The organism is Amycolatopsis kentuckyensis (assembly GCF_041679295.1).
GTDB classification, from domain to species: domain Bacteria; phylum Actinomycetota; class Actinomycetes; order Mycobacteriales; family Pseudonocardiaceae; genus Amycolatopsis; species Amycolatopsis kentuckyensis_A.
On sequence record NZ_JBGDMD010000009.1, the window covers coordinates 254,317 to 277,041 of the forward strand.

Sequence of the window (22,725 nt, forward strand, 5' to 3'; positions counted from 1 at the left end):
TCTTTCCCACGGTGAAGAAGGGATCAACCATGTCTTCGGTCAGGATCACGGTGACCGCGGCGGCGCTCGTCGCGGGCCTCGCGATCGGCGGGCTGCAGGCCACCGCGTCGGCCGGGGAGCTGCCGCAGGGCGCGCACCGCATCGGGGTGCTGGCCGGCGGCAAGCTGCTCGTGAAGGAGGGGAACCTCTACGACTCCTGGGTCCCCGAAATCGACGGCGTCAAGAAGTTCGAGATCGCGGGCGACCGGATCGGCGTGCTGACCGCGGACTCGCGCCTGCTGGTCAAGGAGGGCAACCTCTGGACGAACTGGGCCGAGGAAGCGGGCGACGTCCGCGACTTCCGGCTCGCCGGCAACCGGATCGGCGTCGTGCGCAACGACGGCACCGCCACGGTCAAGGACGGCGCGCTGGACGCGGCCTGGGTCGAGCAGACCAGCGGCGTCAAGGACCTGGAGCTGACCCCGAACCGGGTCGGCGTGGTGTTCGAGAACGGCCTGGCGACCGTCAAGGAAGGCAACCTCTACGCGCCCTGGGTGGACCAGCTGGGGTCGGTCGCCGACCTCGAGCTCTCCGCCGACCGGATCGGGGTCCTGCGCACCGATGCGACCGTCGCGGTCAAGGAGTCCAATCTCTGGTCGAACTGGGTCGAGGAGATCGGCGGCGTCAAGCAGCTGAAGCTTTCCGGCAGCCGCATCGGCGTCGTGCTCGACAACGGGCTGGCGACGGTCAAGGAGGGCAACCTCTACGCGGGGTGGGTCAACCAGCTCCCGGGCGCCGCGAACCTGCAGATCGCCGGTGACCGCATCGGCGTGCTGCGCACCGACGGGAGCGTCACCGTCAAGGACGGCGGCCTCTACGGGACGTGGGTCGAGCAGATCGGCGGCGTCCAGCAGCTGGCCCTCGCCGCCGCCGGCACGCCCTCGACGGGTGGCCAGGTGTCGCTGGCCGACATCACCGCCGTCTACGGCTCCACCTACGCCACCGACACCGTCGCGGCCGGGCTGCCGAGCCTCAACGCCGAGATGGTGGCCGGGGCCATCACCACGCCGAGCCGCAAGGCCGCGCTGCTCGCCACGCTCAAGCACGAGAGCGGTTTCCGCTACAACGCGGGCGAAGCGGGCCACACCGAGCCGTACCGGGGCCGCGGGTTCATCCAGCTGACCGGCGACTTCAACTACCGGTCCGCGGGTAACGCGCTCGGCCACGACTTCCTGAACCACCCGGACGACGCCGCGACGCTCGACTGGAGCGCCAAGGTCGCCCGCTGGTACTGGGGTTCCCGCAACATCAACGCCGCCGCGGACAACTACGACATGGGCGCGGTCGGCCGGGCGATCGGCTACTCGTACGACCTCGACCCGACCGAGTCGCTCAACCGCTGCGCGGACTACAAGAAGGCGCTCGCCTACTTCAACGGCGGCTCGCTGCCCGTCGCCGACGGCGCCGTCAACTGCACCCGCTGACTTTCCTTCAGGAGAACGCCATGTCGCTCAAACGCGCCACCACGACCGTCCTCGCCGCCGCCGTCCTCGCCCTGCTGGGCGCGGTGCCGGCCCATGCCGACACGCGCACCGACGTCCGCGACCTCGCCGCCGCGAACCTGCACAAGCAGACCTGCAGCACGAACAGCCTCGGCGGCACCGGGTTCATGGACAGCTGCCGGATGCAGTGGGCGTGGTGCGCCGACTTCGTCAGATGGGTGTGGGGCAACCGGAACATCGACGTCGACCGGCTGACGGCCGCGGCGGGCAGCTTCTACCTGTACGGCCAGCAAAAGGGCACGCTGCACACCGATCCCGGCTACGTCCCGCAGGTGGGTGACGCCGTCGTCTTCAACTACCAGGGCAACGGCTACGCCGACCACGTCGCGATGGTCGACACGGTGAACGCCGACGGCAGCATCCGCACGATCAACGGCAACTGGGGCAACGGCGGTCCCGGCACCACCAGCGTCGAGTTCGGGACCGGGCCCGGCCGGGTCGGCCAGTACCTAGCCGGCCAGCAGATCTCCGCGTTCGTCAGCCCGGTCGGGCTGTCCGAGCCCGGGAAGCCGGTCACCCCGCGCCTGGGCGTGCGGTTCGGGGACAGCTCGGTGCAGGTGAAGGAAGGAAACCTCTTCGAGGGCTGGACGAACGTGTACGGCGGCGGCGCCGTCAAGTCCGAAGTGCACGGTGACATGGTCGGCGTGCTCACGAGCGCGGGCGACCTGTTCGTCAAGCAGGGCAACCTGTACCAGCAGTGGGTCCACCAGGCGAGCGGCGTCAAGGACTTCGCGCTCGAGTCGGCGGCGGGCCGCATCGCCGTCCTGCGCACCGACGGCACGGTCGCGGTCAAGGAGGGCGGCCTGCAGGGCGGCTGGGTCGAGGAGACCAACAACGCCAAGGAAGTCGAGCTGTCGGGCGACTACATCGCGGTCGTGGACAACAACGGCGCGGTGTTCGCCAAGCAGGGCAACCTGTACGCGGGCTGGGTCCCCGAGCTGAGCGGCGGCGCCGACGTCGAGGTGGACGCGAGCACGGGCCGGCTCGCGGTGGTGCGCGCCGACGGTTCGCTGACGGTCAAGGAAGGCGGCCTCTACGGCGCCTGGGTCGAGCAGACGTCGGGGGTCAAGCAGGTCGACCTGTCCGTGGACTACCTCGGGGTGGTGTTCACGGACGGCCTCGCGTCGGTCAAGCAGGGCAACCTCTACGCGGGCTGGATCAACCAGCTCCCGGGCGCGGCGAAGATCGAGGTCGACGCCCCGACGGGCCGGGTGGGCGTGCTGCGCGGGGACGGTTCGCTGGCGGTCAAGGACGGCGGTCCGTACGGCTCGTGGGTCGAGCAGACCGGCGGCGTGGGCGACTTCCAGCTCACGAACTACTGAGCCGGGGAGTGCGGGCCACGCCGAGGGGGCGTGGCCCGCACTGCCGTTCGCGGGTCAGAGCGGCCGGAGCAGGTCGTCCGCGTCGACGATGTGGTACGCGTACCCCTGCTCCGCCAGGAACCGCTGCCGGTGCGCCGCGTACTCCGTGTCGACCGTGTCGCGGGAGACGATCGAATAGAAGTGCGCCTGACGGCCGTCGCCCTTGGGGCGCAGCAGCCTTCCCAGCCGCTGGGCCTCCTCCTGGCGGGAGCCGAACGTCCCGGAGATCTGGATCGCCACCGACGCCTCGGGCAGGTCGATCGAGAAATTGGCGACCTTCGAGACCACCAGCGTCCGGATCTCGCCGCGGCGGAACTTGTCGAACAGCTCCTCGCGCTCCTTGTTGCGGGTCGCGCCCTGGATCACCGGGGCGTCGAGCTCGTCGCCGAGCATCTCCAGCTGGTCGAGGTACGCGCCGATCACCAGCGTCGGCTCGCCCGCATGACTCTCCACAATGGACTTGATCACCGGCGTCTTCGTCAACGCCGTCGCCGCGAGCTTGTAGCGCTCGTCGGCCTCGGCCGTCGCGTACTCCAGGCGTTCCGCGTCGGTCAGCGTCACGCGGACCTCGGTGCACTTCGCCGGGGCGATCCAGCCCTGCGCCTCGATGTCGCGCCACGGCACGTCGTAGCGCTTCGGCCCGATCAGCGAGAAGACGTCGCCCTCGCGGCCGTCCTCGCGCACCAGCGTCGCGGTCAGGCCGAGGCGGCGCCGGGACTGCAGGTCCGCCGTCATCCGGAACACCGGTGCCGGCAGCAGGTGGACCTCGTCGTAGACGACCAGGCCCCAGTCGCGCGAGTCGAACAGCTCCAGGTGCCGGTACTCGCCCTTGGTCTTGCGGGTGATGACCTGGTAGGTCGCGATGGTGACCGGGCGGATCTCCTTCTTCTCGCCGGAGTACTCGCCGATCTCCTCCTCGGTCAGCGACGTCCGCGCGATCAGCTCGCGCTTCCACTGCCGGCCGGCGACCGTGTTCGTCACGAGGATCAGCGTCGTCGCCTCGGCCTTGGCCATCGCCGCCGCGCCGACCATCGTCTTGCCCGCCCCGCAGGGCAGCACGACGACGCCGGAGCCGCCCGCCCAGAACGCCTCCGCGGCCTGGCGCTGGTAGTCGCGCAGCTGCCAGTCGCTCTCGTCGAGGGCGATCGGGTGCGCTTCGCCGTCGACGTACCCGGCGAGGTCCTCGGCCGGCCAGCCGACCTTCAGCAGCGCCTGCTTCAGCCGCCCGCGCTCGGACGGGTGCACGATGACCGTGTCCTCGTCGATCCGGGCGCCGAGCATCGGGCTGATCTTCTTGTTCCGGACGACCTCGGTCAGCACCGCCCGGTCGGTGGTCGACATCACGAGGCCGTGCGCCGGGTGGTTGGCGATCTGCAGCCGTCCGAACCGGCCCATCACGTCGACGACGTCGATCAGCAACGGCTGCGGCACCGGGAAGCGCGAGTACGTCGTCAGGGCGTCGACGACCTGCTCGGCGTCGTGGCCCGCGGCGCGCGCGTTCCACAAGGCCAGCGGCGTGATCCGGTAGGTGTGGACGTGCTCGGGCGCGCGTTCGAGCTCGGCGAACGGCGCGATCGCGATCCGCGCGTCATCGGCCTGGGGGTGGTCGACCTCCAGGAGCACGGTCTTGTCGGACTGGACGATCAGCGGGCCATCAGTCACAACTACTGTTATACGTGCCTCGCTCGCGGCGCCGCCGGTGGGACGAGGTGCCGAGGGGATCACGGGAGGGCACTTGACCACACCACCGTCCGACGACAACCCGTTCCGGACGCCGAGCTACGCCGCGGCGCCGCCCCCGATGCCGCCGGTACCGGGGCAGCGGCCCATCCCGCACTGGTTCACCCCGAAGGTGCGGACCACGCTCATCGTGTGCGTCGTCCTGGCGCTGGCGCTGGGCTCGCTGAGCGCGTGGGGCCTGAGCCGGATCGGCCGCTACGGCACCCCGTCGGACGGCGACTGCCTGTACCTGTCGCGGGAGAGCGGCGACCGGCTCGCCTACCACAACGTCGGCTGCAGCTCCGACCGCGCGACGTACAAGGTCGAGACCAGCCGCCGCACGACCGGCACGTGCGCCGCCGGCGACTACGTGCGGTTCCGGCTCGGCTCCGGCGAGACGCTCTGCCTGGCCCTCAACGTCCGGACCGGCGACTGCCTGCGCGGCCTGGACGACGAGACGACGGTTGCCAAGGTGAGCTGCTCCGACCCGACGGTGCAGGAGCGCGCCCAGATCCTGTCCGGGTACGGGCGCGAAGACGAGTGCGAGCGCGCCGACAAGGTGCTGTCCTACGCCGGCTCGCCGTCGCGCACGGTGTGCCTGGCCCCGCCGGGCGAGAACATCTAGAGGTCGATGACGATCTTGCCGTGCACGTGCCGGCCGGCCTGCAGCTCGGCCGCGTGGCGGATCCGTTCGATCGGGAAGCTCGCCGCGATCGGCACCCGCAGCCGGCCCGCCGCGACCAGGCGGGCGATCTCGGCCAGGGCGCCGGGGGCGGCGTTCGCGCCGTTGGCCGCCGGCACACCGTCGACCTGCGCGGCGATCGTGCAGATGCGCCCGTCCGGGACGCCGAGTTCCCGTGCGACGCGCACCGTCTCCGTCCCGTGCAGGTCGATGGCCGCGGTGACGCCGCCGGGTGCGAGGGCCCGGACCCGGTCGGCCAGGCCGTCGCCGTAGGCCACCGGCTCGGCGCCGAGGTCGCGCAGGAAGCCGAACGACGACGGCGATCCCGTCCCGAGCACGCGCGCTCCGGCGGTCCGGGCCAGCTGGACCGCGAACACCCCGACCCCGCCCGCCGCGCCACCGAGCAGCACCGTGTCGTCCGGGCCGGGGGCGGCCACGGCGAGGGCGGCGGACGCCGTGCGGCCGGCGATCGCGAGGGTGGCGGCGGTGCGGTCGTCGACGCCGTCGGGCGTGTGGTGGACCTCGTTCGCGGCGGTCTCCCCGGCCGCGTCGACCACCACGAAGCCGGCGACCGCGCGGGACAGCGCACCGCCGAACACGCGGTCGCCCGGCGCGAAGCCGGTCACCTCGGCACCGACCTGGTCGACCACGCCCGCGTAGTCCGTCCCGAACCCCGCGGGCAGGCTCAGGCCGAACCGGGCGGCGGTGTCCGCGTCGGCGGTCATGATCCAGTCCATCGGGTTCAGGCCGGCCGCGGTGACCCGCACCCGGACCTGTCCCGGGCCCGGCTGCGGAACGGGCACCTCCTGGACGTCGAGCACCTCGGGGCCGCCGAACGCCTCGAGCCGGACCACCCTGGATTTCTGCATGAGTCTCCTCCGGACACACCGAAACGGACTATGCTCCGTTTCTGTCGTCGACTCTAACACAACAACCGGAGCGTGATCCGTTTTGACCGAGACGCCGATGCGGGCGGACGCGACCCGCAACCGCGACCAGCTGCTCGCGGTGGCGACCCGCATGTTCGCGGCGGCGGACGACGAGCCGTCGATGCGGGCGATCGCGCGCGAGGCCGGGGTCGGCATCGCCACGCTCTACCGGCACTTCCCGACCCGCGAGTCGCTGGTCGACGCGGTCTACCGGGACCAGGTCGCACGGCTGACGACCGGCGCCCGCGAGCTGCTCGGCGAGCTGGCCCCCGCCGCGGCGCTGCGGCGCTGGACGGACCTGTTCGGGGACTGGATCGCGACCAAGAACGGCATGCTCGACACGCTGCTCGCGATGATCGAGACGGGCGAGATCGCCCACGCGACGACCCGGACCGAGCTGCTGGCGGCCATCACCACGATCCTCGACGCGGGCCGCGCGACGGACGAACTGCGCTCCGACGTCACCGCCGAGGACATCGCCGCCTCCCTCATCGGCATCTTCACCGTGGCTCCCCGGCCCGGGCGCGCGGCCCAGGCCGGTCGCCTGTGCGATCTCCTGCTGGCCGGCCTCACCCGCCGAACCAGCGGGTGAGGCCGGCGGGGTCGACCGCGTACCCGTCCGGACGCAGGAGCAGCAGCCGGCCGCGGAACTCGGCGTCCGCGGTCGCCGCGTGGACCAGGCCCACCTGCCCGCGGAAGCCCGGCGGCTCGGGGTGGTCGCCCAGGTCGAGGAGCAGGCCGCGGCCGTCGTGCAACAGCGTCGAGAGCCGCGTCGGGCCGGCCGCCGTCGTCAGGTCGAGGTCGGGGACGCGGTGCGCGCCGGGGTAGCTCAGCGAGAGCCCGGACAGCAGCCCGCTGAAGTAGCGGTTGCCGTCCGGCGTCCGCATGAGGTCGACGACGATCTCGCGCAGCGCCTCGACGTTCTCGGTGCGCTCCGGCGCCGTGAACACGCGCTGGGCCGCTGTGTGCCGAAGTACTCGCGCGGCGGCCGGGTGGCGTTCGTCGTGGTAGCTGTCGAGCAGTCCGGCCGGCGCCGTGCCGCGGACCGTCGCGGCCAGCTTCCAGCCGAGGTTCACGGCGTCCTGGACGCCGAGGTTGAGCCCCTGCCCGCCGAGCGGCGGGTGGATGTGCGCGGCGTCGCCGGCGAACAGGACCCGGCCGTGCCGGTAGCGCTCCAGTTGCCGCGTAGCGTCGTTGAACCGCGAAGCGCCGTACACCTCGCCTAGCCGCGTTTCGGCGCCGTACACGGCCGTCAGGGCTTCGGTGACCTCGGTGTCCGACACGGGCGCGTCGCGACCCGGCTGCGTCGTCGTGGAGCCGAAGACGAACCGGTGGGCGCCGTCGCCGAGCGGGGTGAGCATCGACCAGTAGCCGTTCGCCTGCCGCGTCACCTGGCTGAAGTGCGCGGCGCGGGCCGGGACGAGCTCGGACGCGGCGGCGAGCCGGACGTGCGCGAGTGTGGCGACGTAGGTCTCGGTGCGGCCGGGGAAGGGCACGCCGAGCAGTCGCCGGACCGTGCTGTGCGCGCCGTCGCAGGCCACGAGCCAGCGGGCGCGGATGCCGTCGACCGTGACGCCGTCCGCGTCGACGTCGACGGTGGTGACCTCGTGGCCGCGTTCGATGACCGCGCCCTGCTTGAGCGCGTGTTCGGCCAGCATCGCCTCGACGTCGTCCTGCGTGCGGTTGAGCACCCGGGGGTGCCGGGTCCGCCAGACGCTGTGGTCCAAGGCCACCGGCAGCCCGGCGAAGTGCCCGCTCGGGCCGTCGATCTCGGGGCTGGTGTCCAGTCCGCGCAGGTCGAACAGCTCCGCGGTGCGGGGCTGCAGGCCGACCGGCCGCGGGAGTCCCGGGCCGTCGCGGCGTTCGAGGACGGTCACCTCGACCCCGGCCAGGGCGAGTTCGGCGGCGGTCATCAGCCCGGTCGGGCCGGCTCCGGCGATCAGGACGTCGGTCATCACGCACTCCTCAAGTAGACTGAGTGCAAAAGTAGACCAAGTGCAAGTTTGATGACAGCTAACTACCGGACTGGTCGGGGAGCAGGCCCTGGACGTCGAGGCGGTCGGCCAGCAGCCCCGAGTTGTGCATGAGGTCGGCGACGCGCTGCAGCCGGATGCCGTTGAGCGACGTCGGGTACGAGCCGAGCGAGATCAGTGCCGCCGTGGTCGTGTCGATGTCGGAGAACTTCGGCAGCGCGTCGCGGACGATCGCCGGGTCCGTCGCGCTCTGCTGGGCCGCGCCCAGTGCCGTGCGGAACGCCGCGAGCGTGCGCGGGTTGGCCTGGGCGAACGGCTTGGCCGACGCGTACGCCGACAGCGGGAAGTCGAGCGTCGCGCCGCGGGCGCCGTCGGCGAGGATGTGGGCGCCGAGGTCCTTTTCGGCGCGGGTGGTGTACGGCTCGATCATCAGCGCGGCGTCGACGTCGCCGGCTTGCAGCGCTTGCGGCATCCGGTCGAACGCCACCTGCTTGAACTTGATCTTCGTCACGTCGACGCCGGCCGTGCCGAGCACCGAACGCGCGGCGAGCGCGCCGATGTCGTCGAGCATGTTCACCGCGATCCGGGGCGACTTCTTCGACGTCGGCACGGTGTAGTCGGAGCCGGGCAGGGTGACCAGGGCCATCGTGTTCGGGCCGGACGTGTAGGCCTCGCCCTGCAGCTGCAGGGCCGTCCCGCCGGCCGCGGCGCGGAACAGCGCGATGTCGGACCCGAACGTGACGTCGAGATCACCCGCGGTCAGCTTGGCCAGGCCGTCCTCCCCGTCGAGCTCGACGAGCTGCACGTTCAGGCCCACGGCGCCGAACTTCCCGGCCGCCACGGCGATCCGCAGCGGGGCCGTGTCGATGGCGTTGCCCACACCGACGCGCAGGGTGGTCCGTTCCAATGGCGGCGGCGGAGCCGCCGAACCGGATTCGAACACGCCACAGCCCGCGGTCGTCAGAAACGCCGCTACCAGCGGAATCAGCATTCCGCGTCTGATCATGAACCTTCACCTACCGCGAGAATCTGGTTCTCGTGCTGGATCGTATGGTCCGCGCCCCATACGATCGCGGGCAGGGCCGTATCGCGCCAGCGCGGCTTTCGGATCTTCATGGGGCGGGCTACCGTTCAGTAGGTTCGAGGTGCTGTCAGATCCGCGGGTTCCCGCCCGCGGCGGAAAAGGAAACCAGGTGACCCGTCGCGACAAGCGTCCCCGCAAGGGCGGCGACGCGGCGGATCCACGTCCGGCCGGCGGCCGCTGGCGGCTCCGCAACTGGCGTCTGGGCACGAAGCTCTTCGCCGTCCTCCTCATCCCCGCGCTGGCGGTGATCGCGCTCGTCGGCCTGCGGATCAGCTCGGACCTGCGCGACGCCCGGCAGCTCGCGGAGTTCGCCACCCGCGGCCGCGTCGACAGCACCGTCGCCGAAGCCATCCACGAACTGCAGCGCGAGCGCGACCTCACCGTCCGGTTCGTCGCCCAGGACCGCCAGGGCGACACCGCCGACCTGACCGGCCAGCGCAAACGCGTCGACCAGGCGATCGGCACGTTCGAACGGACCCTCGCCGACAGCAAACCCCGGCTCGACGCCAAGGCGGCGGAAAGCCTGCAGCAGACCGACGACCGGCTACGCGTGCTCGGCGGCCTCCGCTTCTCCGCCGAACACTCGGCGTTCCCCGCCGACGCCGTGCTGCGCTCCTACAGCGAGCTGATCTCCGGCCTGCTCGACATCAGCGACTCGGCCGCCGCCGACGTCTCGGACCCCGAACTCGCCCGGCTGCGCCTGGCCGGCAACGCGCTGGCCCGGATCAAGGACCAGATGTCGGTCAAGCGCGCGGTGCTGGCCGAGGCGCTCGCCGCGGGCAGCCTCAACCGCGACCGCACGCGCGCGCTGCTCGGCGCCGAAGCCGAGCTCGCCGCCGCACGCAACGACTACCGCACCTTCGCGACGCCCGAGCAGCAGCGGATGTTCGACGACACCGTGATCGGCCTGGTCGTCGACATCGGCAACGACATGGTCGAGTCCGCGCTCACCCGCACGGAGAACGGCCAGAACCTCAACGGCCTCGACGCGAACCAGTGGGACGTCTCGGCGACGCACACGGTCAACCTCGCCCACCAGGTGCAGCAGGCCCTCCTGGTCCAACTGCAGGAACGCACGGACTCCCTGGCGGCGCAGGCGCGCACGGCGGCGATCTGGGACGGCGGTGTCGTGCTCGGCGTCCTGCTCGTCGCGGGCGTGCTGTCGGTCGTCATCGCGCGGTCCCTGTTGCGCCCGCTGCGGATCCTGCGCCGGACGGCGCTGGAGGTCGCCGAGCACCGGCTGCCCGCGGCCGTGCAGAACCTGCTCACCGACCCCGAGCCCGCCCCGGAGAACCTGCGGAAACGGCTGGCCGTCGCGCCGGTCCCGGTGTTCACGCGCGAGGAGCTCGGGCAGGTCGCGCGCGCGTTCGACGCGGTGCACGGCGAAGCCGTCCGGCTGGCGGGCGAGCAGGCGATGCTGCGCGAGAACGTCAACGCGATGTTCGTCAACCTCTCGCAGCGCAGCCAGGACCTCGTCGAGCGGCAGCTGACGGTGCTCGACCGGATGGAGGCCGACGAGCAGGACCCGGACACCCTGGCCGGCCTGTTCGAGCTCGACCACCTCGCGACGCGGATGCGGCGCAACAGCGAGAACCTGCTGGTCCTGTCCGGGCACGACTCCGCGCGCGAGGACGCCGGCGCCGTCTCGGCCGACGAGATCATCGGCGCCGCGCTCTCGGAGGTCGAGCACTACCAGCGGATCGAGCTCGGGCCGGCGCCGCAGGTCGCCGTCCGCGGGGAAGCCGTCAACGACCTCGTGCACGTCATCTCGGAGCTGCTGGAGAACGCGACGCGCTACTCCGGCAAGGCGACCGTCACCGTCGCGAGCGCCGAGACCCACGACGGCGACTGGCAGATCGAGATCATCGACCACGGCGCCGGCATGCCGCAGGCCGAGATCGACCGCACCAACGTGCGGCTCGCGAACCCGCCGGACGTCGACGTCGAGGTCTCGCGCCGGATGGGCCTGTTCGTGGTCGCGACGCTGGCCACCCGCCACCGCATCGACGTCAGCCTGAGCCCGGGCGCCGACGGCGGGCTCGTCGCGACGGTGCTGGTGCCCACCGCCCTGATCGTCGAGCTGCCGCCGATGCCGGGCCCGCCGCCGCCCGCCGAGCCCGCCGCCGCGCCCGAGCCGGAGCTGCTCGCGCCGCTGGCCCCGCTGACGCCGGCGGAACCCGAGCCCGAGCCCGAACCGGAGCCGGAGGAGCTGACGCCGCCGTCGATCGAGGCCGGCCCGCCGCGCCGGGCGCCCGTGGTGGCCCGCGAGCAGAGCCCGGAGTGGCCGACGGCCGACGACGACTCGCACCTGGACCTCGACGCCCCGACCGAGCGGATGCCCGCCTACCGCGACGTCCTGTCGCGCTGGTTCGACGCGGCGGCCGCGCCCGCGGCGGCACCCGAGCGCCCGCCCGCCGAGCCGCTCCCGGTGGCGCCGGAGCCCCGGCCGGCCGAACCCCTCCCGCGCCACGCGCTGGCCGCCGCGCCGCCGCCTCCGCCACCGCCACCCCCGCCGCTGGTGGCGCCCGAGCCGAACCCGGACGACGAGGACACCGATCCGCAGTTCGCGCCCGTCGCGCCGCCGGCCGCGATCGAGCCCGCCTACGAGTGGCCGACCCCGGCCGAACTGGAGCAGGAGGACGGCGCCGAGGACACGTGGCCGTTCCTGCAGACCGACGACGTCGCCGCCGGGCCGGGAGCGGTGCCGGAGCAGCGGCCGATACTCTCTCTTTCCCCGGAAGCGGTGCGCGAGCGGATGACGAGCCTTCAAGGCGGCTTCCGGCGAGGGCGTCATGCCAGGGGGGACGACACCCGGAACCAGTGAAACGGATTGAGGCATGAGCTCGAAGACGCCCCTGCTGGAAGTGATCGCGCTGGACGCGGCGGACGCCGAAGGCGCGCAGGCGGGCGGGGCGGACCGCCTCGAACTGGTGACGGACATGGCGCAGGACGGCCTGACCCCGACCGTGGAAACCCTCCGCGACGTGCTGTCGGCGACCGACCTCCCGGTGCGGGTCATGTTGCGGGACAACGGTTCCTTCGCCGTCGGTGACCTCGAGGGGCTGCGCGCGGACACCGCCCGGCTGATCGATGCGGGCGCGCGCGAGTTCGTCTTCGGCTTCCTGAACATCGACAGCGAGATCGACCTGGACGCCTGCGAAGCGCTGATCAAGGAGGTCGACGGTCTGCCGTGGACGTTCCACCGCGCCATCGACCGCACCCGGGATCCGTTGCGCGCCTACGACCAGCTGGCCGCGCTCGGGTGTGACACCGTGCTCGCGGCGGGCCACCCCAACGGGGTAGCCAGTGGGCTTTCCGTGCTGCAGCGGCTCGCGCAGCGCGACAGCGGCCCGGAGCTGCTCGTCGGCGGCGGCCTGCGCGCGCAGCAGGTGCACCTCTTGCGCGCGGGCGGGGTGCGCGGGTTCCATGTCGGGAGTGCGGTCCGGCCGGGCGGGTGGCAGTCGCCGGTCGACGCCGGAACGGTGCGCACGTGGGTGGATCTCGTCAAATCCTGAAGAACTGCGGAAGCCGCACACCGGACGGACGCACCACGCGGAATACGCGGCCGTCCGGTGGGTGATTGCTTGATTCGCGGACCGGTTGTACCAGTATTTCCGGCTTTTGAATCATGGCGATGAAATTGCATTCGGCCCGTGCCGATGCCTACCGGCCGTCGACCGTGCAGCTGCACGCGCAATCAGGCTTTTGACCTGGTTGGCGGCTGATTTCGGAGCGATCGGCTGGCTACGGTGGTCCCGCGTTTGGCGATCCGGGCGATTCCGATAATCGATCTGCAGTGCGGGAGGCGGCGCCGTGTGCGCGCGTATTCAGTTCGAGAACTCGTTGCGTGGCCAGCAGGAAACCAGGAGTTCGACGATACGGTGGATTTCCGCCACCTTGGGGTGGTTGATTCCGCGCGGCGATCGGCCGAGTGTCTCCGCAACCACCCGGAAGGTGGAATCGTGACCGGCGCGCTGCCGCGGCAGCGCGGACCCGAAACCTCCGAAGACGAATTCGCGAAGCTGGGGCTCGGCGGCTCGCTCGCCCTCACCGGCCTGCTGGCCGCCGTCAAGATCGCGGAAACCGCCACAGGTGTGGTGCTCACCGCCACCGGGGTACTCCCCGGTGCCAGTCCCTCGAAGGAGCGGGCTCCGGCCTGGCCCGGCGGGGAATGACCGGGAGCTGCCCGGCATCGGCAGCTCTCTACGGACGGAGGGCTGCCATGACGGGCAGTGATGGGCGGGACGACGGGCGCGGCACGCGCGTGGGTCTCGCCGACGCGCGCCGGCTCGAGGACGTCGTCGCGGAGCTCAGGGCCCTGGACTACCGCTACGGCGGTGGCGCCTGTCGGGCGGCCGTCGAGGCGCGGCTGCCCGCTGCTGTGGCGTTGCTGGACGGCGTGACCAAGACCGTCGTGCTGGCGCGGCTCTGCACCGCCGTCGCCGACCTCTACAACCTGGCCGGGTGGACGAACTTCGACCAGGACCGCCCGGCCGCCGCGCTGGAGGCGTTCGCGCGGGCGCTGGAGCTGGCCGTCGAAGCCGGGAACGACGACCTGCAGGCCAACATCCGCTACCGCGTCGGACGGCTGCACCTGCACTACGGCGCCGTCGACGCGGCGCTCGCCGAGTTCGCGCGCGGCCGGGAGGCGGCGCTGCAGGCCCACTCCAAGCTCGCGCTCGCGATCCTCTCGGCCAACCAGGCGTGGGCGCACGCCAAGAAGGCCGACGTCACCGAGGCGCTGACCTACCTGCGTCGCGCGCGCCAGGAGTTCGCGGAGGCCGAAGGGCGTGAACCGTCGCCGTGGGACGCGTTCTTCGGACCCACCGACATGGCCGCCATGGTCGGCACCGTGCACGGCGAACTGGCCCAGGTGGTCGACGTCCGGCACGGCCGCGACGGCATCCCCGCGCTCACCGAAGCGATCGCCGGGTACCAGGGCGGGATGACGCGCAGCCGCTCGCTGACCTTGATCTGGCTGGCCACCGTGCACGCGCTGGACGGCGACCTCGACGTCGCCACCGCCGTCGGCGAGGAGGCGATCGAGCTCGCGGGCGTCCTGCGGTCACCGCGCACGCGCCAGCGGCTGCACTCGCTGTCGGCGGCCGCCCGGCGGTTTTCCGGCAACGCGGACGCGCAGGAGATCGTCGACCGCGTCGACGATTTGGGGCATTCCGGACGATAATCGAATGACCATGGGTAGGTAAACGTCCCGGAAAATGAAAATGGGACCCGCGAAACGGCAGCCAAAAGTAGGTTCCTGATCGGCCGGACGGGTTCTTATGCTTCTCGGCAACCTGCGGCGAGTATTGCGGCGCAGGCCCGGTCCCCACCGCCGAGAGGAAATCCCCCATGCGCTTGCGCAAGCTCGTCGCGGCCGCCGTGCCACTGCCGGCGTTGCTCGGCCTCGCCGTGGCCGTCCCGGCCGCCGCGGCGACGGAACCCCTGGTCACCCTGGCCGACAGCGCCGCTCCGCTCGTCAACAGCGCCCGCGTCGGCGATGTCTCGGGTGCGCAGCCGATCACCGCCGCGCTGTCGCTGAAACTGCACAACCAGCAGGCGCTGGAAAAGTTCCTCGCCGATGTGCAGAACCCGGCGTCGCCGCAATACCACCACTTTCTGAGCCCGGCGCAGTTCAATGCCGAGTTCGGGCCCACCCAGGCCGACGTGAGCAAGGCCGTCTCATTCCTCGAGAAATCAGGGGCGACCGGGATCGAGGTTTCCGGCAACCGCCAGGCCATCACGTTCACGGGTTCGGCGGCGCAGCTGGAATCGGCGTTCCACACCCGGATCGGGAGCTACCACGACCAGGCGTCCGGCCGGAACTTCTTCGCCAACGACGCCGCGCCGACCGTACCGGCGGACGTGTCCGGCGTCGTGAGCAACGTCGTCGGCCTGGACAACCACGCGCTGCGGACGCACGCGCAGGCCGTCGCGAAGCCCAACGTCGTCAAGGCGGTGACCCCGCCGGTGCTCAAGACCGCTTACGGCACCAGCGGTCTGTCGGCGACGGGCAGCGGCGTCAAGGTCGGCTTCGTCGAGTTCGACGGCTACCAGAAGTCCAACATCACCAAGTACGACAGCACGTACGGCCTTTCGGCGGGCTCGGTGACCACGGTTCCGGTCAGCGGCGCGAACTACGACTCGGCGCCGGGCGACGGCCAGATCGAGGTCGAGCTCGACATCGAGGTCGTGCACGCGCTGGCGGCCGCGGCGAGTGACTACGTGTACGAGGCCCCGAACACCAGCGCCGGCGAACTGGCGATGTACCAGAAGATCGCGTCGGACCACACGGTCAACGTCGTCTCGATCTCTTGGGGCGCCTGCGAATCCGCGGAGGGGTCGAGCGCGGCGAAGAGCGTCAGCAACGCGATCGCGACGGGCACGGCGGAGGGCATCTCGTACTTCGCGGCCGCGGGCGACGACGGCACGACCGACTGCTACCGCCAGACGGGTTCGACGGCGAAGGCGGTCGACTTCCCGGCGTCCAGCCCGAACGTGACGGGGGTCGGCGGCACCCAGCTGACGGTGACGTCGTCGAACGCGTACAGCAGCGAGAAGGCGTGGAACGACGGCGCGTCGAGCGGGTCGACGGGCGGCGGCATCTCGACGGTGTTCACGGCCCCGTCGTGGCAGTCGTCGCAGAGCACGACGTACCGCAAGGTCCCGGACGTGTCGGCCGACGCGGCGAGCGGCTCGGGCTACTACATCTACACGGCGGGCGCGTGGGAGACGGTGTGGGGCACGTCGGGCGCGGCCCCGCTGTGGGCGGCGTTCGCGACGCTGCAGAACCAGGTCCACGGTGGTGGGCTGGGGAACCTGAACCCGAAGTTCTATTCGATCGGCAACGGATCGTCGTACGGCACCGGGTTCCACGACGTGACGACGGGCAACAACACCCTGCACGGGACGACGGGTTTCAGCGCCGGTACCGGGTATGACCAGGTGACGGGCTGGGGTTCGTTCAAGGGGAGCGGTTTGTCGGGCCTGATCGGCTGAGGTTCGGAGGGCCGGGGCTGTCGCAAGTGTGCGACGGCCCCGGTTTCCGTTTTTGCCGGTGACCGGTGACACACTGCGCACATGTCAACACGAGTAGCGACACCGAGAAGCCGGGCGCTGGGGTTCGGCCTGCGCACGGCCAGGGTGGCGCGTGGTCTCGGCATGCGCGAACTGGCCCGGATGGTCGACGTACGACCGCAGGAACTCTCCCATTGGGAGATCGGCACGCGGGTGCCGAAGATCGCGCAGGTAGGGCTGTTGCTCGGCGCACTGCGGGTGGAGCCGGTGGAACGGGCGCGGCTGCTGGAGCTGGCGGAGTACGCGCGAGAGCCCAACTGGCTCGAACACAGTATTCCCGGAATCTCACCCAAGCTCTCGGCTTTCATCGAGTACGAGCGCACCGCATCGGCGATCTTCGCTTGGGAGCCGCTGCTCATCCCGGGACTGCTGCAGACCCCCGACTACGTGCGGACCATCCTCGCGGCCGCCGGGCGGCCGCGGGCGGAGGAAGAGCTGCGCATCAAAGTGCGCCTGCTGCGGCAGGAGGTGCTGACCGGCCGGAATCCTTCGCCCTACACCGTGTTCCTCGCCGAGACCGCGCTGCGCCAGCGGCGCGGCGGTCCCGAGATCATGGCGCCGCAGCTCCGGCACCTCGACGAGATGGCGCAGCGGCGCAACGTGAGCTTGCGGGTCTTGCCGGACAACGAAGAGTTCCACCCGGGCCTCAACGGTTCCTTCGTGATCTTCGATTTCGCCGACCTGCCGCCGATCGTCTTTCTCGAGCAGTACCGCGGCAGCGCCTACCTCTACGATGAACAACAAGTGGCCGACTACCAGGCGGCCCAGCGGATGATGGCGGCCCTGGCCCTGAACGAGCAGGACTCCTGCGCACTCGTTCGGGAGGTGATCACCGACTTGGAGGCGTGATGTGGCGTAAGTCCAGCTACAGCGGGACAGAAGAGAACTGCGTCGAGGTCTCGCTCGGCACCGTGTCGCAGATCCGCGACACCAAGGACCGCTCCGGGGGCACGCTGACCGTCACTGCGGCCACTTGGCGGGCTTTCCTTCGCAAGACTAAGCATTAGTCTGGAGGGCATGATCAAGCGCACGGTGCTGGACGCCACCCGGGAACTCCTCCGCGAACTCGGCCTCACCACCCTGTTCGGCAACCCCGGCACCACCGAGGTCCCGTTCCTCACCGACTGGCCGGACGACTTCGACTACGTCCTCGGCCTGCAGGAGTCCGCCGTCGTGGCGATGGCCGATGCCTACTCGCAGGTCACGCGGCAGGCCGTGCTGGTCAACCTGCACTCCGCCGGCGGCGTCGGGCACGGCCTCGGGAGCCTCTACAACGCCTATCGCAACCGCACCCCCTTGATCATCGTCGCCGGGCAGCAGACGCGGAACCTCCTGCCGCACGATCCCTTCCTCGGCGCCATCGACGCGCCGGACTTCCCCAAGCCCTACGTCAAGTGGTCCATCGAGCCCGCCACCGCCGAAGACGTCCCGGCCGCTCTTGCCCGGGCCTACCACGTCGCGACGCAGGCGCCGTCCGGTCCGGTCTTCGTGTCCGTCCCCGCCGACGACTGGACCGTCACCACCGAACGCCCGATCGTCAGCCGCCCGCGCATCCGGGGGTTCGCGCCCGATCCCGAGGCGATCGACGAGCTCGTCGCCGCGCTCGAAGCCAGTGAACGGCCGGCCATCGTCGTCGGGGGAGCCGTCGATCAGGACTCCGCCGTCGTCGAGACCGTCGCGCTCGCCGAACGGCTCAACGCCGGCGTCTACGTCGCGCCCATGTCGTTCCGGTGCTCCTTCCCCGAGGATCACCCGCTGTTCCAAGGCTTCCTCGACCCCGAACGCGGTGCCGTCTCGGACAGGCTCGCCGGGCACGACCTCGTGCTCGTGCTCGGGGCGCCCGCCTTCACCTACCACGTCGATCGCGGGCGCGGGGAAGCTCCGCTGCCGCCGCTGTTCATCCTCAGCGACGACGAGCAGATCCTCGCGCGGGCCTTCGAAGGCACCGGCATCCGCGCGACGCCGAAGCTGGGCATCCGTGCGCTGCTGAACGTCGTCGACCGGAGCACGCGGCCCGCGCCGGCCCCGCTGGAACGTCCCGCGAAGCCCGCCTCCGACAAGCTTTCCGCCGAATTCGTTTACTCGACGCTCGCGGACCTGGTGCCGGACAACGCGATCGTCGTCGAGGAGACGCCGAGCCACCGCGGCATCCTCCACGACCACCTGCTGATCAAGAGCACCGACACGGGCTTCCTGACGATGGCCAGCGGCACGCTCGGCTACGGCGTCCCCGGCGCGGTCGGCGCGGCGCTCGGCCGCCCGGACCGCCCGGTCGTCGGCGTGGTCGGCGATGGTTCCAGCATGTACGGCATCCAGGCACTGTGGACGGCCGCGCGCCAGGAACTCCCGGTCACGATCCTCATCATGGACAACTCGGAGTACGCGGCGGTCCGCATCCTCGGCGAGACGATCGGCGGCGCGAAGCTCCCCGGCACCGAACTGGGCGGCATCGACTTCGCGGCACTGGCGTCGAGCATGGGCTGCCAGGGCGTGACGATCACCGAGCCGTCCGGCCTGGTCCCGGGCTTGACGTCGGCGCTGGCCGACCCGCGCCCGACACTGGTGCACGTCAAGGTCGCCGCGTCCGACCGGACGCTGTACTGAGAAACGAAAAAGGCCGCGGCCGGTTCCGAACCGGCCGCGGCCTTCGAGTGTCCGAACCGGACTCAGCTGCCGGTCTTGCTGCTCTCCGAAACGTCCGAAGACTGCTCCGCCAGCTCCCACTCCGCAGCATCCGAAGCAGCCGTGGCGGCCTCCGCGCCGCCGCCGTGCAGCAGCCGTGCCACTTCGCCGCGCAGCGTCACGAACTCCGCCGACTCGCGCGTCGTGATCTGGTCCCGCGCGGCGGGCAGCGCCACCGGCAGGTCCGCCACGATCGACGCCGGCGACTTCGACAGCACGAGCACCCGGTCGGACAGGTAGACGCTCTCGTCGATGTCGTGCGTGACGACCAGGATCGTGCTGCCCTGCTCGCGCTGCACCCGCCGGGTCAGGTCCTCGAGCTCGAAGCGCGTCTGGGCGTCGACCGACGCGAACGGCTCGTCCATCAGCAGCAGCGCCGGCCGGCTGGCCAGCGCGCGGGCGATCGACACCCGCTGCTGCATGCCGCCCGACAGCTGCCACGGGAACTTCCCGCCGACGCCCGACAGGCCGACCTGCTCCAAAGCCTCCGCGGCCCGCGAACGCCGTTCGGCCTTCGAAATCTGCCGCCAGCGCAACGGGAACTCGACGTTCTTCTGCACCGAAAGCCACGGGAACAGCGACCGGCTGTAGTCCTGGAACACGACGGCGAGGTCGTCCGGCACCCCCGAGACGCGGTCGCCGTGCAGGCTGACCGTGCCCTCGGTCGGCGGGGTCAGCCCGGCGACGCAGCGCAGCAGCGTCGACTTGCCGCAGCCCGACGGGCCGACGATGCTGGCCAGCTGTCCGGCCTCGACGGTGAACGACAGGTCGTTCACCGCGGTGTGTGCCTTGGCGCCCGTGCCGTAGCGGTGGCTGAGGCCGGACACTTCGAGCATGGTTGACATGGGGAGAGGCCTTTCCAGCGTCAGTCGCGGCCGAGGCGGGTGGGCTGCCAGGCGAGCACCCGCCGCTCCGCGGCCAGGAAGATCGTGTTGAAGACGTAGCCGAGGATGCCCAGCAGCACCAGCCACGACCACATGTTCGGGAAGTCGAAGTCCTGCTGGGCGTTCAGCAGCGACCGCCCGATGCCGTTGTACGCGCCGACCAGTTCGGAAACGACCATCAGCAGCAGCGAGATGGACAGGCTGACCCGCAGCCCGGCGAAGATCTTCGGCGCCGCCGCGGGCAGGACCACCATCGTGATCCAATACCGCTTCGGCGTGCGGAAGGACCGCGAGGTCTCCACCTTCACCTGGTCGACCGACCGGACGCCGTCGACCGCGTTGAGCAGCACCGGCCACACCGAGCCGAAGATGATCGACCCGATCTGCATGCCCGAGCTCAGCCCGAACAGCACCGCGAACACCGGGATCAGCGTGGGCGGCGGGATCGAGCGGAAGAACGCGAACAGCGGGCCGACGTAGTCCATCGCCGTCTCGGACCGGCCGAGCAGCACGCCGAGGAAGACGCCGACGACCGCGGCCAGGGCCCAGCCGCCGAGCGTCCGGCCGAGGCTGGGGAACACGTTGTCGAACACCGCGTCGGTGAGGAACAGGTGCGACGCGGGCCCGGTGAACCACAGCTTCGCGGCGGCGGTCGCGATCTCCGTCGGCGGTGGGAAGAACTTGCTGCCGCCGGCCCGGGCGGCGAATTCCCAGACGACCACGAGGATCGCGAACAGCAGCCAGTTGCGGACGACGGTCGCGGCACCGCGGGCGGCGCGCCGGCCCACCCGGCCGGAAAGGGTCGCCGTGCTCATGCGATCGCCTCCCGGTCGACGGTGCTCCACCGGAACAGCCGCTTGCCCAGCTGCTCCAGACCTTCGTTGATCAGGTAGCCCAGCACCCCCGCGACCACGGTACCGGCCAGCACCAGGTCGAACCGGATCGAACCGGTGCCCGCGACCAGGATGAAGCTGCCGAGGCCGACCTCGGAACCGGCGAGGAACTCGACGCTGACGACGGCGATCAAGGAGATGGTCGCCGACAGCCGGACGCCCGTGAAGACGAACGGCGCGGTCTGCGGCAGCGCGACCGACGAGAGCATGCGGAACCGGCTGGTCCCGCAGGCGCGCGCGGTCTCCATCAGCACCGGATCGATCTCACCCATGCCGTAGATGGTGTTGAACATGATCGGCCACAGCGATGCGTACACCGCAAGGGAAATCTTCGCCTCCGGGCCCGAGCCGATCACCAGCAGCACCAGCGGGACGAGTGCGGTGACCGGGATCGGGCGGAGGAACTCGACGATCGCCGCGGTGGCCGTGCGCAGCACCGGGACGCTGCCCAGCAACAGCCCGGCGGGTACCCCCACGGCGATGGCGATGGCGATGGCGATCAGCCACGCCAGCATGGTCGCGACGATGTCGCGGATGAAGTCGGGATCCCCCAGCAGGTCCCCGACGGTGACCAGGACGACGCTCGGCGGCGGCGTGAACGTCTTGCTGACCAGGCCGACCTGGACGACGACCTCCCAGAGCAGGAGGAAGCCGACCAGACCGGCCAGGCCTCGGAGCAGTTTCTTCACTTAGCTGGCTACCTGCGGCGCGATCATCGACGCGGCGTCCACCTTGCTGGTGATGACGCCCATCTGCAGCAGCAGGTCGGGCACCCGCTGGAGGCGCCGCGCGTCCAGTGTGGAGCCGTAGCCGGGCAGGGTGAGCAGCTTGGCCGTGTCCTCGTCGATCTTCGCGTACTTGACCAGCAGCGGCTCGACCTTCGCGCGGTCGTTGAGCGCGTCGAGAGTGGCCTTCTTCATGGCGCGCTGGAAGGCCGCGAGGGTCTTCGGGTTCGCCTGGACCCACTTCGTCGTCGCGCCGTAGCCGGTCAGCGGGAAGTCCTGGCTGGCGCCGGTGTTGATGTCGATGACCGGGATCGCGCCGGCGATCTTCGCCGCCTGGGACAGCTGCGGTTCGGGCATGTAGGCCGCGTCCACCTGGTTGTCCTTCAACGCGGCCGCCATGTTCGGCAGCGGCATCGGGACCCAGGTGACGTTGTTGAAGTCGACGCCGTGGTCCTTCATGACGGACTTCGTGAGGATGTCGGACGCGGTGTTCTTCGCCGTGATCGCGATCCGCTTGTCCTTGAGGTCCGCGACCGTTTTCACGCTCGAGTTCGGCACCGTGACGATCGCGTTGCTCTTGGCGTTGACCGACGTGCCGTCGGCGACCAGCTGGACGTCCGCGGAGCCGGTGCTCTTGGCGACGAAGAACGGCATGTAGGTCGACAGCGCGATGTCCGCTTCACCGGAGATCGCCTTCGTCATCGACGCCTGGCCGCTGTTGGCGATGATCTGCTCGACCTCGAGGCCCTCGGCCTTGAAGTACCCGCCGTCCTGCGCCAGCCAGAAGGGGGCCAGGTCGGTCGTCGGCATGATCGAGACCTTGATCTTCGACTTCTCCAGGCCGCCCCCGTTCGACGAGGCGCTCGAGTCGTCCGAGCCGAGCGCGCTGCAGCCGGTCAGGGCTGTGGCGGCTGCGACGGTGAGGGCGAGCCCGAGCGCGGCGCGGCGAGTGCGAACCCGGCCACTGCTCATGGCGTTTCCAAGCAAGGCCTGCTCCTTGGGTGAAAAGTTTGACGGTTGGTGGACCGAATCCCGGGGAAGTACGTAACTCATTCTCAGGAGAGTCCCGCGGGCCACTGTAGAGGCGGTGACAGCTCGCTCACAACGGGTGGGATCAATACCCGACAAGGTGGTGCACGTCACTCTTTCGGCCTCTGGTCTAGACCCACTGCTCC

The 22,725-nt window shown here is 70.8% G+C and carries 20 protein-coding genes; 12 read left to right on the plus strand and 8 right to left on the minus strand.

The window, feature by feature from the left end:
* Nucleotides 1-29 precede the first annotated feature (29 nt).
* Both ACERZO_RS35445 and ACERZO_RS35450 read left to right on the plus strand, forming a co-directional pair.
* Nucleotides 30-1,463 (plus strand): glycoside hydrolase family 19 protein, encoded by a 1,434-nt coding sequence (locus ACERZO_RS35445; protein ID WP_372670227.1) that lies wholly within the window; start codon nucleotides 30-32, stop codon nucleotides 1,461-1,463.
* Between the two features lie 20 nt (nucleotides 1,464-1,483).
* A complete protein-coding gene (locus ACERZO_RS35450) occupies nucleotides 1,484-2,863 on the plus strand; it encodes a CHAP domain-containing protein (RefSeq protein ID WP_372670229.1) in 1,380 nt (459 codons plus the stop codon).
* Between the two features lie 54 nt (nucleotides 2,864-2,917).
* On the opposite strand, the gene ACERZO_RS35455 is transcribed toward ACERZO_RS35450, so the two are convergent.
* The gene (locus ACERZO_RS35455) at nucleotides 2,918-4,564 is read right to left on the minus strand and encodes a DNA repair helicase XPB (RefSeq protein ID WP_372670231.1); all 1,647 of its coding nucleotides are present in this window, start codon (nucleotides 4,562-4,564) and stop codon (nucleotides 2,918-2,920) included.
* Between the two features lie 73 nt (nucleotides 4,565-4,637).
* On the opposite strand from ACERZO_RS35455, the gene ACERZO_RS35460 reads away from it, so the two are divergent.
* Complete coding sequence (locus tag ACERZO_RS35460; protein ID WP_372670232.1) at nucleotides 4,638-5,246, plus strand: LppU/SCO3897 family protein; 609 nt, start codon at nucleotides 4,638-4,640, stop codon at nucleotides 5,244-5,246.
* Here the strand turns inward: ACERZO_RS35460 and ACERZO_RS35465 are convergent.
* Nucleotides 5,243-6,172, minus strand: coding sequence for an NADP-dependent oxidoreductase (locus tag ACERZO_RS35465; protein WP_372670234.1), 930 nt, complete (start codon nucleotides 6,170-6,172; stop codon nucleotides 5,243-5,245). The two genes, ACERZO_RS35460 and ACERZO_RS35465, sit on opposite strands and share 4 nt — an antisense overlap.
* A gap of 97 nt (nucleotides 6,173-6,269) precedes the next feature.
* On the opposite strand from ACERZO_RS35465, the gene ACERZO_RS35470 reads away from it, so the two are divergent.
* Entirely contained in the window at nucleotides 6,270-6,824 is a 555-nt protein-coding gene (locus tag ACERZO_RS35470; RefSeq protein ID WP_372670412.1) for a TetR/AcrR family transcriptional regulator, read from the plus strand.
* Here the strand turns inward: ACERZO_RS35470 and ACERZO_RS35475 are convergent.
* Both ACERZO_RS35475 and ACERZO_RS35480 read right to left on the minus strand, forming a co-directional pair.
* Entirely contained in the window at nucleotides 6,802-8,187 is a 1,386-nt protein-coding gene (locus ACERZO_RS35475; protein ID WP_372670237.1) for an FAD-dependent oxidoreductase, read from the minus strand. The two genes, ACERZO_RS35470 and ACERZO_RS35475, sit on opposite strands and share 23 nt — an antisense overlap.
* Nucleotides 8,188-8,245: 58 nt before the next feature.
* The gene (locus ACERZO_RS35480) at nucleotides 8,246-9,211 is read right to left on the minus strand and encodes an ABC transporter substrate-binding protein (RefSeq protein ID WP_372670239.1); all 966 of its coding nucleotides are present in this window, start codon (nucleotides 9,209-9,211) and stop codon (nucleotides 8,246-8,248) included.
* Between the two features lie 187 nt (nucleotides 9,212-9,398).
* Here ACERZO_RS35480 and ACERZO_RS35485 point away from each other — a divergent pair, with 187 nt between their 5' ends.
* The 8 genes from ACERZO_RS35485 to mdlC all read left to right on the plus strand — a co-directional run bounded on the left by ACERZO_RS35485 (nucleotide 9,399) and on the right by mdlC (nucleotide 18,970).
* The gene (locus ACERZO_RS35485) at nucleotides 9,399-12,113 is read left to right on the plus strand and encodes a sensor histidine kinase (RefSeq protein ID WP_372670241.1); all 2,715 of its coding nucleotides are present in this window, start codon (nucleotides 9,399-9,401) and stop codon (nucleotides 12,111-12,113) included.
* Nucleotides 12,114-12,126: 13 nt separating this feature from the next.
* The gene (locus ACERZO_RS35490; protein WP_372670243.1) at nucleotides 12,127-12,804 is read left to right on the plus strand and encodes a copper homeostasis protein CutC; all 678 of its coding nucleotides are present in this window, start codon (nucleotides 12,127-12,129) and stop codon (nucleotides 12,802-12,804) included.
* Between the two features lie 447 nt (nucleotides 12,805-13,251).
* Complete coding sequence (locus tag ACERZO_RS35495; protein WP_372670245.1) at nucleotides 13,252-13,464, plus strand: hypothetical protein; 213 nt, start codon at nucleotides 13,252-13,254, stop codon at nucleotides 13,462-13,464.
* A gap of 47 nt (nucleotides 13,465-13,511) precedes the next feature.
* Nucleotides 13,512-14,474 (plus strand): hypothetical protein, encoded by a 963-nt coding sequence (locus tag ACERZO_RS35500; RefSeq protein WP_372670247.1) that lies wholly within the window; start codon nucleotides 13,512-13,514, stop codon nucleotides 14,472-14,474.
* 167 nt (nucleotides 14,475-14,641) lie between these two features.
* Complete coding sequence (locus ACERZO_RS35505; protein ID WP_372670249.1) at nucleotides 14,642-16,288, plus strand: S53 family peptidase; 1,647 nt, start codon at nucleotides 14,642-14,644, stop codon at nucleotides 16,286-16,288.
* Nucleotides 16,289-16,369: 81 nt separating this feature from the next.
* On the plus strand, nucleotides 16,370-17,215 hold the full coding sequence (locus ACERZO_RS35510; RefSeq protein WP_372670250.1) for a helix-turn-helix domain-containing protein: 846 nt from the start codon (nucleotides 16,370-16,372) through the stop codon (nucleotides 17,213-17,215).
* The gene (locus ACERZO_RS35515; RefSeq protein ID WP_372670251.1) at nucleotides 17,215-17,373 is read left to right on the plus strand and encodes a DUF397 domain-containing protein; all 159 of its coding nucleotides are present in this window, start codon (nucleotides 17,215-17,217) and stop codon (nucleotides 17,371-17,373) included. Before ACERZO_RS35510 ends, ACERZO_RS35515 begins: the two co-directional genes overlap by 1 nt.
* 10 nt (nucleotides 17,374-17,383) lie before the next feature.
* Entirely contained in the window at nucleotides 17,384-18,970 is a 1,587-nt protein-coding gene (mdlC, locus tag ACERZO_RS35520) for a benzoylformate decarboxylase (RefSeq protein WP_372670252.1), read from the plus strand.
* Between the two features lie 62 nt (nucleotides 18,971-19,032).
* On the opposite strand, the gene ACERZO_RS35525 is transcribed toward mdlC, so the two are convergent.
* From ACERZO_RS35525 to ACERZO_RS35540, 4 genes are read right to left on the minus strand one after another with little or no spacing between them, the layout of a single operon-like run.
* A complete protein-coding gene (locus ACERZO_RS35525) occupies nucleotides 19,033-19,893 on the minus strand; it encodes an ABC transporter ATP-binding protein (protein ID WP_372670253.1) in 861 nt (286 codons plus the stop codon).
* Nucleotides 19,894-19,913: 20 nt separating this feature from the next.
* A complete protein-coding gene (locus tag ACERZO_RS35530; RefSeq protein WP_372670254.1) occupies nucleotides 19,914-20,747 on the minus strand; it encodes an ABC transporter permease in 834 nt (277 codons plus the stop codon).
* Nucleotides 20,744-21,514 (minus strand): ABC transporter permease, encoded by a 771-nt coding sequence (locus ACERZO_RS35535; RefSeq protein ID WP_372670255.1) that lies wholly within the window; start codon nucleotides 21,512-21,514, stop codon nucleotides 20,744-20,746. Before ACERZO_RS35535 ends, ACERZO_RS35530 begins: the two co-directional genes overlap by 4 nt.
* Complete coding sequence (locus ACERZO_RS35540) at nucleotides 21,515-22,522, minus strand: ABC transporter substrate-binding protein (RefSeq protein WP_372670256.1); 1,008 nt, start codon at nucleotides 22,520-22,522, stop codon at nucleotides 21,515-21,517.
* Between the last annotated feature and the right edge of the window lie 203 nt (nucleotides 22,523-22,725).

What these genes read in the sequence shown, in the direction of transcription:
- ACERZO_RS35480 (WP_372670239.1), bottom strand. Translation starts at nt 9,211, where the DNA reads ATGATCAGACGCGGAATGCTGATTCCGCTGGTAGCGGCGTTTCTGACG.
- mdlC (WP_372670252.1), top strand. Translation starts at nt 17,384, where the DNA reads ATGATCAAGCGCACGGTGCTGGACGCCACCCGGGAACTCCTCCGCGAA.
- ACERZO_RS35450 (WP_372670229.1), top strand. Translation starts at nt 1,484, where the DNA reads ATGTCGCTCAAACGCGCCACCACGACCGTCCTCGCCGCCGCCGTCCTC.
- ACERZO_RS35505 (WP_372670249.1), top strand. Translation starts at nt 14,642, where the DNA reads ATGCGCTTGCGCAAGCTCGTCGCGGCCGCCGTGCCACTGCCGGCGTTG.
- ACERZO_RS35475 (WP_372670237.1), bottom strand. Translation starts at nt 8,187, where the DNA reads ATGACCGACGTCCTGATCGCCGGAGCCGGCCCGACCGGGCTGATGACC.
- ACERZO_RS35465 (WP_372670234.1), bottom strand. Translation starts at nt 6,172, where the DNA reads ATGCAGAAATCCAGGGTGGTCCGGCTCGAGGCGTTCGGCGGCCCCGAG.
- ACERZO_RS35500 (WP_372670247.1), top strand. Translation starts at nt 13,512, where the DNA reads ATGACGGGCAGTGATGGGCGGGACGACGGGCGCGGCACGCGCGTGGGT.
- ACERZO_RS35510 (WP_372670250.1), top strand. Translation starts at nt 16,370, where the DNA reads ATGTCAACACGAGTAGCGACACCGAGAAGCCGGGCGCTGGGGTTCGGC.
- ACERZO_RS35490 (WP_372670243.1), top strand. Translation starts at nt 12,127, where the DNA reads ATGAGCTCGAAGACGCCCCTGCTGGAAGTGATCGCGCTGGACGCGGCG.
- ACERZO_RS35515 (WP_372670251.1), top strand. Translation starts at nt 17,215, where the DNA reads ATGTGGCGTAAGTCCAGCTACAGCGGGACAGAAGAGAACTGCGTCGAG.
- ACERZO_RS35530 (WP_372670254.1), bottom strand. Translation starts at nt 20,747, where the DNA reads ATGAGCACGGCGACCCTTTCCGGCCGGGTGGGCCGGCGCGCCGCCCGC.
- ACERZO_RS35470 (WP_372670412.1), top strand. Translation starts at nt 6,270, where the DNA reads ATGCGGGCGGACGCGACCCGCAACCGCGACCAGCTGCTCGCGGTGGCG.
- ACERZO_RS35540 (WP_372670256.1), bottom strand. Translation starts at nt 22,522, where the DNA reads ATGAGCAGTGGCCGGGTTCGCACTCGCCGCGCCGCGCTCGGGCTCGCC.
- ACERZO_RS35525 (WP_372670253.1), bottom strand. Translation starts at nt 19,893, where the DNA reads ATGTCAACCATGCTCGAAGTGTCCGGCCTCAGCCACCGCTACGGCACG.
- ACERZO_RS35445 (WP_372670227.1), top strand. Translation starts at nt 30, where the DNA reads ATGTCTTCGGTCAGGATCACGGTGACCGCGGCGGCGCTCGTCGCGGGC.